Raw genomic sequence first — 15,234 nt, forward strand, 5'->3', positions numbered from 1 at the left:
TCTTATCCATTTTTCACATTTTTCTTACTCTGCGAATTCCTGAGAATAGCGAGCAACGATGTTTCGGAATTCTTTTTGAACGCATACACAATTGATCTCGGCGCTTCGGGCTATTTCCCTCAGCTTTAAGCAGGCTCTTTCTGCTGCCGCTACGACTCTGCTCGACATTTTTCTAGCGAAATCCGTGTGCTCGGAAACTACTCCTACAACGTAGGCTTCTCCTCGGAAAAACCCGGAGGAGTAGCCGAGCAAAACTATGTGTGCTGGAGTGACCTGGTGCGCGGAAGTCTCGAAGGAAATCGCCGTAGCGACCTCCTCGGGGCTCAATGTTCTGGGGTCTATTCTGAGCACTACGACATCGCCGGGTTCTCCGAACGATTTATCGACTACGTCGATGAATATTAGCAGGTCTACTCCTTCGAGGTGAGATACCGCTGTGAACACGTCTAACTCTGAGTTTAAGGCTGGAACACCACACTGTTCGAGCGCTTCTGCGAAGAGTGGTCCAAATGCGTCGTCCCCGTACATCCTGTTACCGACTCCCATTATTAGGATCCTCGGAGATGCATTCATGTGAAACCTCCCCTATGACCGCATCGATGAGAGATTTCTCGCAAGTGTCTGGCTCATTTTCAGCGGGCTCACACTCGTAGACATGTATGGTGGTTCCTGGGAGAAACACGGAGAGTCCCCTCAGCAAGTCGTCTATATCCAGCGAGCCCTCCAGGCTGGGGCGTATGGCTTCTACAGCCTCCCATTCTCTGGGTTTGCGTAGCACGAGCGAGTAAGCGTAGAGTGCTGGTTTTCTACCGCGTTTTTTCGCCGTGAATACTACTATTTTGTCGGCTTTCCACTTCGCTATCGCGTCGCTGACTGTAAGAGCGTCCGCTGAGAAATCCTCTACCACCACGTTGCTGCACTTCACGTGAGAAGACGCGTAGCGGTACACCCCGTAGACTGCCTCACCGATTGGTCCAGCATAGTAGAGGAAACCGAGAAGCACTCTCGGTTTTTTCTCCGCTAGGAGCGCGCGCACGAAATCCCCGTGGCCCGCCTCCTCGAGTTTTCTCGCTATTTCGTCGATGCTTTCCTCCTCCTTTTTAGGAAGAGTGAAAACGATTCTTGTTAGAGGGTTCTCGGGCTTCGGCAGTAGATCGTCCCAGAACTTCTTCCAAAATGCATATGCTCTTGCAAGTCGTCTTAACCACTCTCTCTCGAAATTGCCGTACATCCATTCTCAGATTTACCCTCATGCTCGGGATTTAAACCTAGTCTGGAACGCTAGCTATTGCTATATATAAAGACTTTTTCATGTAATTTCTTTTTGATTTTTTATTATTAAACAGGTATTTTTCTGATAAAAGAAAAATATGCTTTTTCTTTTTTTAGCGATTTTGCTACAGAGCTACAGTAAAATAATAGGCTAAGCATTTATTAGTGTTAGTGATTATTAAGATTTGACAGCGTGAAAGCCTATGTCATTGAAAGGCATTAGCATCTCACGCCGAGATTTCTTAAAGATGGGCGGAGTGGCAGCCCTGCTTGCATCACTGAACTGGGACGAGCTTGTCAGACTGGCGGTGGCACAGGCGCAGAGCGGTAGCATAAACATCGTCTGGTTCGAGGCCCAGGACTGCGCAGGAAACACTACGGCTTTAATACAGGCCACGGAGCCCGACCTCATAGATGTGCTTGGAGGCTCCTTCCACCTCGTGGGACCTGGAAACGTGAAGCTAGCTTTCCACGAGACAGTAATGCCTGAGTGGGGTGAGGGGGCCTTAAGCATAGCGCGCGCAGCTGCTCAGGGAAAGCTTGACCCCTTTGTTCTCGTACTCGAGGGAAGTTTTCCGCAGGACGAGAAGGCAGGAGGCCCGCCCGGAAGCGACTCCTACTGCTACATAGGGGACGAGAACGGGAAGGTAATATCCTGCGTAGAATGGATGCGGAGGCTCCTTCCAAGGGCTGTTGCTGTGGTTACCATGGGTAACTGCGCTTCCTACGGAGGGCTCGTCGCGAACAAGGTCTTGGAGAGGGTACCGGGTCTACCTTCTTCCAGCTGGTCTGATAGCCCGACGGGCGCTGTAGGATTCTTCGACGACCCCATTAGGGGTATCAAGGGCCTTGTAAGCACGTTGCCGGAAGCCGAACCTTTCAGAAGGTTTATCACAGGACAGTGCACGCTGAAGCCCGGGGAGATAAGGCCCGACTGTAGGCCGGCGATGGCCGTCCCAGGTTGCCCGGCTAACGGCAACGGACAGCTACGTGCACTAGCTGCTCTTGTTTTGTGGGCTAAGGGGTTGCTACCATTACCGGAGCTGGACAAGTACTGGCGTCCCAAGTTCATATTTGGGAACACGGTTCACGAGCAGTGTCCGAGAGCTGGTAGCTACGCTGCAGGAGACTTCAGAGCCTATCCAGGCGAGAACTCCTACCGGTGCCTCTACGCGGTAGGGTGCAAGGGTCCGATTTCTAACTGTCCTTGGAACAAGCTAGGGTGGGTTAACGGAGTCGGAGGACCCACGAGGACGGGCGGCGTGTGTATAGGGTGTACTATGCCGGGCTTTACGGACGCTTACGAGCCGTTCTACAAGCCGTTGCAGGCGCCGCGCGTTCCCAGCGGGTTAGAAGGTGTAGCGGCTATCGCAGCGTTGCTAGCAGGGGTTGGCCTTGCTTACGGCGCGTCGAAGAGCATCGAGAAGAGGAAGGAGGAGGTTGCTAAGGAGATTAAGGAGGTGAAGGCCGAATGAGCGTAAAGGAGGTATTCATAGACCCGATTACGAGGATAGAGGGGCACCTAGCCTTAAGGGCCCTCGTTGACACCGCGACGAAGAAGCCTACCGATGTATGGGTATTCGCAACGATGTTCAGAGGGTTCGAGGTATTCCTGCGGGGCAGACCTCCAGAAGACGCTGTGCACATAACTTCGAGGATTTGCGGCGTCTGCGGAGCCTCCCATGCGAACGCCTCTGCACACGCCGTGGACATGGCCTATGGTGTTGCCCCTGAGCCTCTCGGAGTCGTGCTGAGGAACATGGCGTTCGCGATGACAGACGCGCTCTACGACCACCCGTTAATTCTCAACATGCTCGGCGGACCCGACTACAGCGAGCTCATAGTAAAGAAGCTGACGCCCAGTGTGTGGAGCGATGCGGAGAGAACTGATGCGCCCAACAGGGATATACACGGTTTTCCGAAGATAGCGGACATAATGAGGGCTCTTAACCCGATTGAGGGGAGACTCTGGCAGCTGACTGTGAAGTACTCGCGGATAGCCCGCGAGGCGGGAGTGCTGATATACGGTAGGCACAGCCACCCCTCGACGCTGATCCCGGGCGGCATCTCCACGGACCTTACCAACGCTGAGTACCTTCTGATAGGGTATACGTACAGGCTAACGAAGCTGACAGCTTGGGCGAAGTTCCTCTACGCCGTCTGGCAGGACATAGTATGGTTCTACGAGGAGCGTCACGGCTACAAAGAGCAGGGACTGACTTACAGGAGGCACAACATGGTTAGCGGAGGGCTTTTCGACGACCCCGAAGCCTACTCGGCGCTTAACGGCTCTCCGGAGGACTTCTACAAGAATGTAGACTCTGCCATGAGCAAGAGGACGATCAAGCCCGGAGCCTTTGTTAACGGCGAGCTGGTAACTAAGAGCTACAAGGAGATAAACCTGAGTATCATGGAGCACGTGGAGAGAAGCCTGTACGAAGACTGGAAAGGGAAACTGCCTATATACACGGAAAAGGACCCCGAGGGCAACCCGTTGCTCTGGGGCAAGTACGACGTAGCCTACCACCCGTGGAACAAGACAACAATACCCAAGCCCGGTGCACCGGACTGGAACGGGAAGTACAACTGGGCTACCCACGTCCGCTTCGTGTGGAAGGATGGAACAATAACGCCGTTCGAGGTTGGACCTATAGCTAGGCTAACTGTCACCGCGTACCAGCCGAGCGACTTCGGCTCCGGAAACGGGATACTAAGGGTAGACCTGCCCAGGAGCGGCGGCGCCGACGACCTCCCACCCTCCGTAGTCGAGGAGATGACCCTCGAGTGGAGGGCACCGCCCCACTCTACGACGTTGCAGAGAGTCCTAGCGAGAGCGTTCAACGTAGTAGCGGACGTGGCGGCGGCGTGGAGTAACGTCGTCAAGGCTGTGGAGCTTGTGAGGAGCGGCAGGACGAAGACTTCCAACCCGTGGAACCCGCCGCCCCGGAGAACGTTCGGCGTGGGCTTTACGGAGGCGCCCAGGGGAACTGTGCGCCACTGGGTGGTACAGGAGGGCGGCAGAATAGTTAACTACCAGATACACGCTCCCACGACCGGCAATGTCAGCCCGAAGGACAAGTGGGGCATGTCGCCCTTCGAGCAGAGCGTAGCTAACAGCGTAGTGACGGAAGAGGTTCCGCCAGACAGCTGGGAGGGCCTCGACTTCGTACGCGCTATCAGGAGCTTTGACCCTTGCATTGCGTGCGCGGTTCACATACAGGTCGGAAACGGGAGAGTAATCAAGAAGATGATACTGAGGTGAAGCCCTAGAATGGACCTGCTAGACCTGGCTATATACGTGCTTCCGCCCTACGTGGTCGCAACGCTGGCCTTCGGGGTAGCCTACAGGCTTTCGAGGTACCTGTTCCTCTGGAAGCGGGGCTACTCTGCCCCTAGGCGTGCTAGACCCATCGGAAAGCTACTCGTCGGGCTGGTAGTGACGTTCCTCGACCCACTTGTTCAGGCAGCTAAGAAGCGAAAGTCGGACTTCGTCGGCGGACTGATAGCCCTGCACATACTGGGGGTTATACCGCTGATATTCCTGCTATCGCAGCACGTCGCGATGTTCAGCTATTGGATCCCTCTCTACTCATTGCTAAAGCCTTTCGCTATACCCTCCTCTATAACCTCGGCGTCCCAGTATTTCTTCGCGAACGTGTTGCCGGCAAGCGAGATGGGGTGGGTTTTCACGAACAGCGTGTGGGGACCCCTAACCCTAATCCTTAACGGGGACCTCCTAGCGATACTCGCGATTATAGGCGTATCCTACAAGCTTGGGGACAAGCTCGTGAGGCTCTACCACCGGCTGAGGCACGTGAGGGCTGGCGACTTCTTCGACTTAGCACTTTTACTCTCGATACTTGTCACGGGTTTCCTGGCAACGCACCACTTGCCCAGCCCGGACGTTACTACGTACAGGTTTATGCTGGGGCTACACATACTGCTCGCAGAGCTTCTTGTGGCTTTACTTCCCTTCACCAAGTTCTGGCACTTCGTGTTCGGGTATTGGTACGGCAAGCTCCACGAGTGGTACGAGTTAAAGTTCAATAGGGGATCCCTATGAGCTGGGAAGGCTACAACTACGAGGACGTTAGAAGGGCAGCTGAGGAGACAACTTCGCACCTTACACCAGTATCGTTACACTTCCTTGAAAACTGTGTTTCATGCGCGCTCTGCGAGGTGAACTGCCCCTACACGCCGGTGGGGGAGGAGTACGGCCCTGTAAGCAAGGCGGAACCCCTGCGGAACATTTACCGCGGCAAGGTAAACATACTGCCGAGGCTGTTCCCGTGGCTCTTCGGCGCGAAGCTCCCAAAAACAAAGGAGGAGCTCGACAAGTGGGTTGACCTAGCCTACCACTGCACCAACTGCGGCCTGTGCTACATTACGTGCCCCTTCGGAATTCACAGTGGCGAAATGATAAAGACTCTGCGAGGCTTCCTAGCGAAGACTGGCAGGATACCGTCCCTGCTCAAGCTGATGGTAGACGCCGAGACCAGCGGAATGTTCGCCGAAAACCCTGGCTTCCGAGGGCTATGGGAGGACGTTATAAGGAAAACGCTGGAGGTAGCGAACGTGGAGTTCGACAGGAAGGGGGCAAAATACCTCTACATGCCGTCGCTGGCAGAGGCGATGATTACGCCTGGGGCTATACCGGCTACCGCAAGGATACTTTCGAAGCTAGGACTCAACTGGACCATGCCGAGGAACCCTCTCTCCATAAGGGCTCCTATAGGCTCGCTTGCGGGGGACGATGAGTCGGTGAGGGTTGTCGCGAAAAGGATATACGACTACATAAAGTCCATTGGAGCGGAGTACGTGGTGTTCAGCGACGGCGGGTACCCCTACACTTTCTTCAGGTTTGACCTGCCCCGCATCGTCGGGGAGGAGCCGTCTTTCAAGGTCGTACACGTCGTGGAACTGCTAGTGGACGCTTTGAGAGAAGGAAAGGTCAAGTTTAAACAAACGCAGGAGCGCATAACATGGCATAGCCCGTGCAAAATGGGGCGTTTCGGCGGGTTAATAGAGGAGCCGGTCGAGGTTCTATCCAGCATTTCACAGAACTTTGTAAAGCTCAAGAGCCACGGGCTTTTCAGTAAATGCTGCGGGGGAGGTGGCTCCATAGCGTGCATAGTTCCTCCGACGCAAGAGTTTATGGAGAAGGTGATGGGTATACCTCTAAAAGTCTCCGAGAACGAGAAAGCCTTCCTGGACAAACTATACAGGGACATGCTTATCGCCGGCCGTGAAAAAGTACAGGAGATCAAGGAATCCGGCGCCTCAACCGTGGTCACGGCGTGCATCGGATGCATACATACCCTAGGCTTCACAACCAGAGCCTACGACGTCAAAGTCACCCTAAAGACACTAGCGGAAGTAGTCGCAGAAGCCCTCGACTAAAAAAATATTTTTATTTCTATCACGTACATTCGGGGGTACTCAGGAATGCATGAATGGAGTCTTATGCAGGCAGTCGTAGAGGCTCTACTGGAGTTTGCCGGGAGAAACGGTTTTTCTCGCATAAGCAGGGTTGTTGTCGAAGTTAACGAGGTCTCGCAACTCGAGGAAGATATCCTGCGAGAAGCATATAGCGTTTTAACAGAGAATACTATAGCCGAGGGTTCTACGCTGGTTATCGAGAAAGTCCCGGCGAGGTTTACCTGTAACTCGTGCGGATACACTTTCTCGCTTGAAGAAGCTCGGCGTGCACTTGAAAGGCTCGGCGAATACGCGATTCCAGACGAAGAAGGAACGCTCGACATGCCTACTCACTATATACCGGCAGTTATTCACGGCTTTCTGCGGTGTCCCAGGTGCGGTAGCCGCGACATCTGGGCGGACATGACTAGCTCCCTAAGGGTAAAGGCCGTCGAGGGTGAACGATGATGTATAACAATCTCCTGTTCCTGCGGACAGCGAGGCGAAGGCTTTCCAGCGTTAAGCGCGTAGTAGTTTTCGGAAGTGGAAAGGGAGGCGTCGGGAAAAGCGTGGTTTCAGCCGCAACGGCGTTAGCTCTCTCCGAGAAAGGTTACAGGGTGGGTTTGCTAGACCTAGACGTACACGGACCTTCGTCTGCGAGAATCCTGAAGCCTGAAGGGCGCCCTTCAGGGTCGAAGCACGGAATAAGGCCTGTCAACGCGGGCGGTGTCGAGCTGATGACTGTGGAGTTCTTTCTTGGAGACCTCCCCCTCCCCCTCTCGGGCGGCGCTAAGACCTCGCTGGTTGCAGAGCTACTCATGAACGTAGACTGGGGGGAGAAGGATTTCCTAGTGGTGGATCTGCCGCCGGGACTGGGAGACGAGACTATAGTCCCGCTTAGAGTGTTGAAGAGCCTAGCACACACTTTCTTGGTCGTGACGTCGCCCTCCGCCCTCTCCTACTCCGTCGTGCGGAGGCTTCTGAGCTTCCTGGTAGAAGAAAGGGTGAACGTGGGTGGCTTAGTCGTTAACTACGTTTCCCCGGTCGGCGAGGAGAGCTACGTTGAACGCTTGGAGGAAGAGTTCGGGATCATCGCGCTTGCAAGAATACCGTTTGACGAGAAGATGGAAGCCGCAATTTCGGAGCGCAACGTGAAGCTGGCTGAGACCTTCTTCAACGCGGTAAGGCTTCTCTCCGAGGTCCTCGCGCGTTAGAGAGCAGAGTTACGCGGCGGACTGGGCAGACAATCCTACCGTTGAAGGAAGTCACCTTCTCCCCATTAAACCTGAAGAAAGGCTCTCTTCTGGAGTTTGCGATGAGAAACGCCTCTCTCAGCCTCTCCAGCTTGTCGCCCCCTTCGTCCCGCAGGATCGGCGTTAAGTCTACGAGGTTATCGTTCCTGTTGAGACATGGCTTTAGCTTGCCGTCGTGCGTTAGCCTGAGCTTTGTGCACATAGAGCAGAACGCCGGGTTGCAGTAATTGGCGATAACCTCTACTTTTATGCCTGTCTCCAGCTCGAAGACAGGTCTGGATTGCAGTGGGCGCGTGTACACTTTGCGCGCCATGCCTTCTAGTTGCGGGAGGACGTTCTCTACGGGAACGTAAAGCTCATCGAACACGGCGCCCCCCTTACCCGTTGGAATAAGCTCTATGAGGTTCACGTTGAACCCCTTTCTAGACGCGTAGTCAAGTACTTCGCCGAGTTGCCCGGCGTTGAGCTTTGTTAGCACAAAGTTGAGCTTTACCGGTAACCCATACTCGCTGGCAGCTTCCAGCCCCCTCAAAACTTTCTCGAACCCCTTTACTCGTGTAACACCCTCGAACACCTCAGGGTCAAAGGCGTGAAGGCTTACGTTAACCCTGTCTAGCCCTGCTTCGACGAGGCTGGGAACCCTTTTCTCCAGGAAGAAACCGTTAGTAGTTAAGGAGACTTCGACGCCTCTTCCAAAGGATTTCAGCCCTGCCACGATCCTCTCCAAGTCTTTCCTGAGTAGGGGTTCTCCACCCGTAAGCTTGAAGGTACCCACTCCCAGGCTGTGCGCAACACTGGCAACCTCCACTATCTCCGAAGCAGATAGCAGTGCGTTATTCGGTGGTTCTCCTTCACCGTGGCAGAATACGCAGTTAAAGTTACACTGCGGTGTCACCGTTATTCTCAGATTCTCAAGCGGCCTGCCAAATCTGTCTACAAGCACGTACCTCGCAGAAAAATGTTGCATGCTACTTATATGCGTTATTTTTGTCTGAAAACAACGGCCTCGTATCTCAATTATTTAAAGCTTAGCAACTTTCTTAAAGTAGGAGGATTCTAATGGCTTTAGAGGTGTTCAACGCTTGTATCGTAAGTTTTAAGAAATCACTAAAGAAAGACGCGAGGAACGTAGATGGAGAAGGGACTACTCTCGGTTCAGCACGTGAGAAAGTCCTTCGGCGGGGTAACCGCTGTGAAGGACGTCTCCCTAGAGCTAGGTGAAGGAACGCTAACGATGCTAATAGGCCCTAATGGGAGCGGGAAAACTACGCTCCTGAACATCATTAGTGGAGTTATAGAGCCAGATAGCGGGAGGATTGTGTTCAAGGGGAGGGATATTACGCGGCTTTACCCTCACGAGAGGTACCGGTACGGCATCGCGCGGTCATTCCAAGTCCCGCAGCTCTTCACGTCCCTGAGCGTCCTGGAGAATGTCCTCGTATCCTCGCGGCTGTACCTGGAGGAGGACGCGCTTGGCATACTTTTCACGAACAGTTGGGCCTTAAAGGACTGGGATCAGGCGCAGAAGGCCTTCGAGATACTCTCACTTCTCAAGCTGGACCACCTCTGGGACGCCCCGGCGCGCGCGCTCAGCGGGGGTCAGATGAAGCTTCTAGAGCTTGCAAGGGCTTTGATGAGTGATCCAAAGCTGATGCTTCTCGACGAGCCACTAGCAGGAGTCAACCCAGCGCTGGCACACGAGATAATGCAGGCTCTGCGCAGAGCGAGAGACGAGCTAGGGGTCTCGTTCCTTATTGTGGAGCACAGGCTCGACTTGGCGTCAAAGTATGTTGATTTTGTGTACGCGATGAACCAGGGAACGGTGATCTCGAGCGGGACTCCTGACGAAGTATTCGAAGATCCCATGGTAGTGGAATCTCTGCTGGGTGGGTAGCATCGTGCCGCTTCTAGCTGTGGACAGCTTGAGCGTTGGGTATAACGGCATGGAAGTAGTCAGTAACGTCTCCTTCACTTTAGACAAAGGAGAATTCCTAGCCGTAGTGGGTCCAAACGGGAGCGGTAAGAGTACGCTACTGAAGGGGCTCTTTGGGCTTGCCGACGTGCTCGGCGGCAAGGTGCTCTTCGATGGACGCGACATCACGAGGCTTGCTCCGCACAAGAGGTCTCTCATGGGCATGGGCTACCTACCGCAGACGGGGAACGTGTTCGAAGAGTTAACAGGAAGGGAGAACCTCGTGCTCGCCGGGTACGACCTTCCAAGGGAGGATTTCGAGAGAAGGCTCGAAGAGGTGCTCGACTTCCTTCCGGAAGTCCGCGGCTTTCTAAACAGGAAGGCCACAACGCTGAGCGGTGGGGAGCGCCAAATGCTCGCATTAGCCATGCAACTCGTAAGGAAGCCAAGCCTCATAATGTTCGACGAGCCTAGCGCGGCGCTGGCGCCTAAGGTAGTCGAGCATGTCTTCGAGAGGATAAGGATGCTGAACAAGGGGCTGGGGATCACCGTGATCTTGGTAGAACAGGACACTAGGAGGGCTTTGAAGATCGCGGAAAAAGCTCTCCTCCTAGTATCCGGGCGCACCAGGTTTTATGGCGACGCTGGAGAACTACTAGCCAGGAAGGACCTGGTGGCGCTCTACCTGGGAATACAGGGGTGATGCTCATGCTGGCGCTACTCGTCGATGCACTGGTCTACGGGAACCTTCTAGCCCTTCTCTCGGTTGGACTCTCGCTGACGCTCTTGACGACGGAGGTTTCGAATTTTGCTCACGGCGACTTCGCGGTTATAGGCATCTATATAGCCTATACGCTTAGCCAAGTTCTAAACGTGACTCCCTATGCTTTCATCCCGGTAGCCTTTGCAGGCGGAGCGCTTGTAGGGCTAGCCGTTTACTTTCTCGTCTTCGATCCATTGCGAGACAAAGCCTCGTTTGTAACACTCATGATAGTCTCAATGGCGCTTGAGTTCATACTGAGGTACAGCGTGCAGATATACGCTGACGTTATGCAGAGATTGTTGAAGACGTTCGGGAGAGGCTTCATGTTCAATGACGTTAGGCTAGCGTTGCTCGGTCTACACGTTGATGGCGTCGTTGTGTACTCGTCGATCACTACTCTCTCTTTGCTCGTCCTGCTATACGTTTTCCTCTACAGGACAAAGACGGGGACCGCCATGAGGGCGGCTATAGAGAATCCTCAGCTGGCGCAGACCTTAGGGATAAACGTTAAGAAGGTTTACGCGTACAGCTGGATGCTCTCGGCGGGCTTTGCGGCAGCGGCGGGCGTTTTCCTACCCTTCAAGATAGTGGTAAACCCGGATACTGGCTTCTCACTTCTCCTATCGATGTTCGCGGCAGTCACGGTGGGAGGCTTGGGTAGCCTTGCGGGAAGCCTTGTAGGAGCCTACCTTATCTCGTTTTCCGAGATAGCTGCCACGTACTTCCTCTCCTCCCTGGGGCTCAGCACGTCCTACAGGGCGCTCGTCTCCTTTTTGTCGATCGCCGTCGTGCTCCTTCTATCCCCGAGAGGACTCGCCGGGCTGTGGAGCAAGAGGTAGAGGAAATGGACCCCCTAATGTTCCTAGTTGACCTAGGAGTTCTGTACTCGGTGTACGTTATCCTAGCATCGTCTTTGAACCTCGAATACGGGGAGCTAGGGCTACCTAACTTCGCCAAGTCCGCCTTCTTCGCGGTTGGAGCATTTTCCGTAGGGGCTCTCTCCGTCAGGCTTGGAACCCTTCTTCTAGGGATCACCATGGAGGGAGAATTCAAGCTGAAAAGCGTGTACTACGCTACGCTTGTCTCGCAAGCACTCGTCAACTCTCCTCAGCTCGGCGTTATACTCTTCGTTGTTCCCCTTATGATAGCCGTGCCCCTGGCCGCTCTGCTGGGAGTACTCGCTTCATACCCTGCCTTAAGGCTCCGGGAAGACTACCTGGGAATGTTACTCATAGCGTTCAGTGAGATAATCAGGGTGGTCGCCAGGAACTACGAACCCCTCGTAGGCGGTACTTACGGAGCCGGCGTCGTAGACTTCCTCGCTTGGATACCTCCTCCATTGAAGCAGGTAGTCCTCCTGGCGTTATCGTCTTCGATCGCCTTTGCGATTTGGTTAGCCTACTACAGGCTTTCGAGGTCGCCTTTCGGGAGAGTCTTGAGGGCTATACGGGACAACGAACTCGCGGCTTCTGTGCTCGGGAGAGACGTAGCCAAGATGAGAATGACCGTAATGGCTCTGGGATCCGGGATGGCAGCCGTTGCCGGTGTGCTCTATGCGTTCTACGTAGGGTCTGTAAACCCGGACGACTTCACGATTTCGAAAACGTTTTTGGTAGCATTGATGGTGATAATTGGTGGGAGAGGAAACCCTTACGGGGCACTTGTAGGCCCGGCAACGTACATAGCGGTAGACAGGTCTATACAGTTCGTGAAGCAGTACTTAGCGTTGCCGTTCGACCCGAACTACGCTTCCTATGTTATTCTCGGCGTAGCCTTAATCCTCATAGTAATGAAAAAGCCGGAAGGCATTGCTCCGGAGAAACCAGCAATCACGTTGCCAAGCGCCCTACGCCGGGCTCTATCGCCACGACACACTGTGCCAAAGCCCGATTAGAGCAGAAAACCACTAGGGAAGAGGACGTCGCTTTCGCGTGCGAGTTTGTAAGGCTTGTGGGACGATAATACTGGCGCTTACAATAGAAAAATTATTTAGTTGTAAAGCGGCTTTCTACCGGCGGTTCGATGATCGACGAACGTATCTTGAGGCTTTTAAGGCCGGAGAGCGTAGCTGTTGTTGGCGCGTCGCGGAATCCCGAGAAGATAGGCTACCAGGTCGTTAAGAACCTCTTGGAGGCAGGGTTCCCGCGGGAGAGAATTTTCCCCGTAAATCCCAATGCCGACGAGATACTGGGCTTGAAGTGCTATAAATCCGTCTCGGAGATACCTTACCAGGTCGACTTGGTGGTTGTCGCGGTCCCAGCCCCCGCCGTTCCGGGAGTTCTAGAGGACGCTGGTCGAAAGGGTGTTAAGGCAGTTGCCGTAATAACGAGCGGCTTCAAGGAAATTGGGAACGTAGACTTGGAGCAACGCATAGCGAGCATAGCGAAGAACTACGGGATGAGACTCCTAGGCCCGAACATAGTCGGGATATGCGACACCGTGAAGAGAGTAAATGCAAGCTTCTGTCAAGGGCTACCTAAACCGGGGGAGATAGCCTTCATTACGCAGAGCGGAGCACTGGGAATAGCGCTGGTAGGGTGGACGAAGCTGAAGGGCATAGGGCTCTCCGACCTGGTCAGCATAGGCAACAAAGCCGATGTTGATGAGACAGACCTTGTAGAGTTTTTCGGGGAAGACCAGTACACCAAGGTTATAACCGCATACCTGGAAGGGGTGAGCGACGGGAGAAGGTTCCTCGAGGCTGCACGCCGCGTAGCGAGGCGGAAGCCAATAATCGTACTCAAGGCGGGTAGAGGTGTAAGAACCATAGGCGCCATCAAATCGCACACGGGTTCGCTTGCAGGGAGCTTCGCAGCTTATGAGGCGGCGTTCAAGCAGTCGGGTATCCTGCTTGCGCGTAGCTTCGTAGAGCTCTTCGACTGGGCGACTGCTTTCGCGAAGACGCACATTCCGAGAGGGGAGAACGTCGTTGTGCTTACGAATGGCGGAGGAGCGGGTATAATGGCGACCGACGCGTTGGAAGACTATGGAATCAGGCTGATGGACATACCCCAGGACCTAGCCGAGAAGCTGAGGAAGCACATGCCGCCCTTCGGGAGCGTCTTCAACCCCGTAGACCTCACGGGCATGGCAGACGCGGAACAGTACTACGGCGCGCTCAAAGACCTGTTGATGCATGACTCTGTGGACGCCGTGCTGGTACTCTACTGCCACACAGCCATAACGAACCCACAGGAGATAGCGGAAGCGCTACTAAGGGCTGTCCGGGAGACGGAAAGCAAGAAGACAGTTCTTGCGTCGTTCATAGGCGGCGAAGAGGTAAACGAGGCGTGCGGGAAGCTTACCGAAAACGGTATTCCGTGCTACGAGTCGCCCGAGAAGGCGGCGTCCAGCCTGGGCGCCATCTACAGGTACAAACACATGCTCGAAAAACTCGACAGGAGGACCGAGGTAGCCGTAAGCGTTGACGTCGAAGCTGCGCGCCACGTGGTTAGGAGCGCCTTGAAGGAGGGGAGAACGACGCTAACGCCCTCGGAGGCCGCGGCGCTGGTCGGGTACTATGGGATCCCGGTCTTAGCGAAGAAGATCGCTAAAAGCCCCGAGGAAGCAGTGAGGATAGCGCGAGAGATCGGGTACCCCGTGGTTCTCGAGGTGGAGTCCCCCGACATCCTCCATAAAAGCGACATCGGCGGTATACTGGTAGGGCTTCAAAGCGACGCCGAGGTAGCCGAGGGGTACAGCAAGATACTCGACAATGTATCCAAGAAAGCTCCCAGCGCCAGGGTTAACGGTATCATCGTTAGGAAGATGGCGGAGAAAGGCAAGGAGATAGCACTGGGCGTGCACAGAGACCCCATTTTCGGACCGCTGGTAATGGTAGGCTCCGGAGGAGTCCTCGTGGAGCTCTACAGGGATGTGAGCTTCCGCGTAGCTCCCCTGAGCCTGGAGGACGCCTACGAAATGCTCGAAGAGACGAAGATCTACAAGGTGCTCAAAGGATACAGAGGAGAACCCCCCTCCGACTACGAAAAGGTTGTCGACGTTCTGATAAGGCTGTCAAAACTCGCCTGCGACGTAGAGGAGATCGAGGACATAGACATCAACCCGTTCTTCGTATACGAGAGAGGGAAAGGAGGGATTGCGGTAGACGTCAAAGTAACCCTCGTACAGCGCTAGCACGCGATACGAGAAAAAGGCTTAAGCAGTATATCAGTCCGAGCTTTCTCCCATAACCTCCACGACAACCTTACGAGAGGATCTCGGGCCGTCCAGCTCTACCAAGAAGATGTTCTGCCATGTCCCGCGGAGAAGCCTGCCATTCACCACTGGAAGCACTAGCGAGGCTCCGATAAAGCTGGAAGCTATATGAGCGTGGGCGTTATCGTCTATCCGGTTATGTAGGTACGGCTGGTCTACGGGGAAAAGCTCGGAAATCTTGCCCTCTATGTCTTTCAGTAATCCCTCTTCGTGCTCGTTAGCTATTATGGCGGCTGTCGCGTGAGGAGCGAAGACGAGGCAAACACCGTTCCGTATCCCGCTTTCCGCGGCTACCCGCTCGACCTGGGCCGTTATGTCGATCAGTTCTAGCTTCCTGCGAGTGCTGAGGGAGATTTCTCTGACTACTACTTTGAAGTTGCCCACAGGTCTACTCCCCG

15 protein-coding genes are annotated in these 15,234 nt (G+C 54.5%); 11 read left to right on the forward strand and 4 right to left on the reverse strand.

What is annotated here, in order from left to right; genetic code table 11:
- Positions 1-24 precede the first annotated feature (24 nt).
- Together TPEN_RS03080 and TPEN_RS03085 are read right to left on the reverse strand one after the other, a co-directional pair.
- Positions 25-573, reverse strand: a complete 549-nt coding sequence (locus TPEN_RS03080) for a hydrogenase maturation protease (RefSeq protein ID WP_011752259.1) — start codon at positions 571-573, stop codon at positions 25-27.
- The gene (locus TPEN_RS03085; protein ID WP_011752260.1) at positions 533-1,231 is read right to left on the reverse strand and encodes a hypothetical protein; all 699 of its coding nucleotides are present in this window, start codon (positions 1,229-1,231) and stop codon (positions 533-535) included. The genes TPEN_RS03080 and TPEN_RS03085 overlap by 41 nt, the downstream gene beginning before the upstream one ends.
- 244 nt (positions 1,232-1,475) lie before the next feature.
- On the opposite strand from TPEN_RS03085, the gene TPEN_RS03090 reads away from it, so the two are divergent.
- Genes TPEN_RS03090 through TPEN_RS03115 form a run of 6 tightly spaced genes read left to right on the forward strand, consistent with a single transcriptional unit; the run spans position 1,476 to position 7,904 of the window.
- Complete coding sequence (locus TPEN_RS03090) at positions 1,476-2,747, forward strand: NADH-quinone oxidoreductase subunit B family protein (protein WP_011752261.1); 1,272 nt, start codon at positions 1,476-1,478, stop codon at positions 2,745-2,747.
- Positions 2,744-4,534 carry a nickel-dependent hydrogenase large subunit gene (locus TPEN_RS03095; protein ID WP_011752262.1) on the forward strand — a complete coding sequence of 597 codons (1,791 nt, stop codon included), beginning with the start codon at positions 2,744-2,746 and terminating at the stop codon, positions 4,532-4,534. The genes TPEN_RS03090 and TPEN_RS03095 overlap by 4 nt, the downstream gene beginning before the upstream one ends.
- Positions 4,535-4,543: 9 nt before the next feature.
- Complete coding sequence (locus TPEN_RS03100) at positions 4,544-5,335, forward strand: hypothetical protein (protein WP_011752263.1); 792 nt, start codon at positions 4,544-4,546, stop codon at positions 5,333-5,335.
- Positions 5,332-6,672, forward strand: coding sequence for a (Fe-S)-binding protein (locus tag TPEN_RS03105; protein ID WP_011752264.1), 1,341 nt, complete (start codon positions 5,332-5,334; stop codon positions 6,670-6,672). The genes TPEN_RS03100 and TPEN_RS03105 overlap by 4 nt, the downstream gene beginning before the upstream one ends.
- A 45-nt stretch (positions 6,673-6,717) precedes the next feature.
- Positions 6,718-7,158 (forward strand): hydrogenase maturation nickel metallochaperone HypA/HybF, encoded by a 441-nt coding sequence (locus TPEN_RS03110; RefSeq protein ID WP_011752265.1) that lies wholly within the window; start codon positions 6,718-6,720, stop codon positions 7,156-7,158.
- Positions 7,158-7,904: a P-loop NTPase gene (locus tag TPEN_RS03115; RefSeq protein ID WP_011752266.1), complete on the forward strand. Its 747-nt coding sequence runs from the start codon at positions 7,158-7,160 to the stop codon at positions 7,902-7,904. The genes TPEN_RS03110 and TPEN_RS03115 overlap by 1 nt, the downstream gene beginning before the upstream one ends.
- Here the strand turns inward: TPEN_RS03115 and moaA are convergent.
- Positions 7,864-8,886 carry a GTP 3',8-cyclase MoaA gene (moaA, locus tag TPEN_RS03120; RefSeq protein WP_052885078.1) on the reverse strand — a complete coding sequence of 341 codons (1,023 nt, stop codon included), beginning with the start codon at positions 8,884-8,886 and terminating at the stop codon, positions 7,864-7,866. The two genes, TPEN_RS03115 and moaA, sit on opposite strands and share 41 nt — an antisense overlap.
- Positions 8,887-9,075: 189 nt before the next feature.
- On the opposite strand from moaA, the gene TPEN_RS03125 reads away from it, so the two are divergent.
- The 5 genes from TPEN_RS03125 (at position 9,076) to TPEN_RS03145 (ending at position 14,755) form a co-directional block, all read left to right on the forward strand.
- The gene (locus tag TPEN_RS03125; protein WP_011752268.1) at positions 9,076-9,837 is read left to right on the forward strand and encodes an ABC transporter ATP-binding protein; all 762 of its coding nucleotides are present in this window, start codon (positions 9,076-9,078) and stop codon (positions 9,835-9,837) included.
- A 4-nt stretch (positions 9,838-9,841) separates the two neighbouring features.
- Complete coding sequence (locus TPEN_RS03130; protein WP_011752269.1) at positions 9,842-10,558, forward strand: ABC transporter ATP-binding protein; 717 nt, start codon at positions 9,842-9,844, stop codon at positions 10,556-10,558.
- Positions 10,559-10,563: 5 nt separating this feature from the next.
- Positions 10,564-11,457, forward strand: a complete 894-nt coding sequence (locus TPEN_RS03135; protein WP_187146350.1) for a branched-chain amino acid ABC transporter permease — start codon at positions 10,564-10,566, stop codon at positions 11,455-11,457.
- Entirely contained in the window at positions 11,442-12,512 is a 1,071-nt protein-coding gene (locus TPEN_RS03140; protein ID WP_052885079.1) for a branched-chain amino acid ABC transporter permease, read from the forward strand. Before TPEN_RS03135 ends, TPEN_RS03140 begins: the two co-directional genes overlap by 16 nt.
- A gap of 128 nt (positions 12,513-12,640) precedes the next feature.
- On the forward strand, positions 12,641-14,755 hold the full coding sequence (locus tag TPEN_RS03145; RefSeq protein WP_011752272.1) for an acetate--CoA ligase family protein: 2,115 nt from the start codon (positions 12,641-12,643) through the stop codon (positions 14,753-14,755).
- A 33-nt stretch (positions 14,756-14,788) separates the two neighbouring features.
- Here TPEN_RS03145 and TPEN_RS03150 read toward each other — a convergent pair whose 3' ends face one another.
- Positions 14,789-15,220, reverse strand: a complete 432-nt coding sequence (locus TPEN_RS03150) for a secondary thiamine-phosphate synthase enzyme YjbQ (RefSeq protein ID WP_011752273.1) — start codon at positions 15,218-15,220, stop codon at positions 14,789-14,791.
- Between the last annotated feature and the right edge of the window lie 14 nt (positions 15,221-15,234).

Origin of the sequence: Thermofilum pendens Hrk 5 (genome assembly GCF_000015225.1) — an archaeon.
Classification (GTDB): domain Archaea; phylum Thermoproteota; class Thermoprotei; order Thermofilales; family Thermofilaceae; genus Thermofilum; species Thermofilum pendens.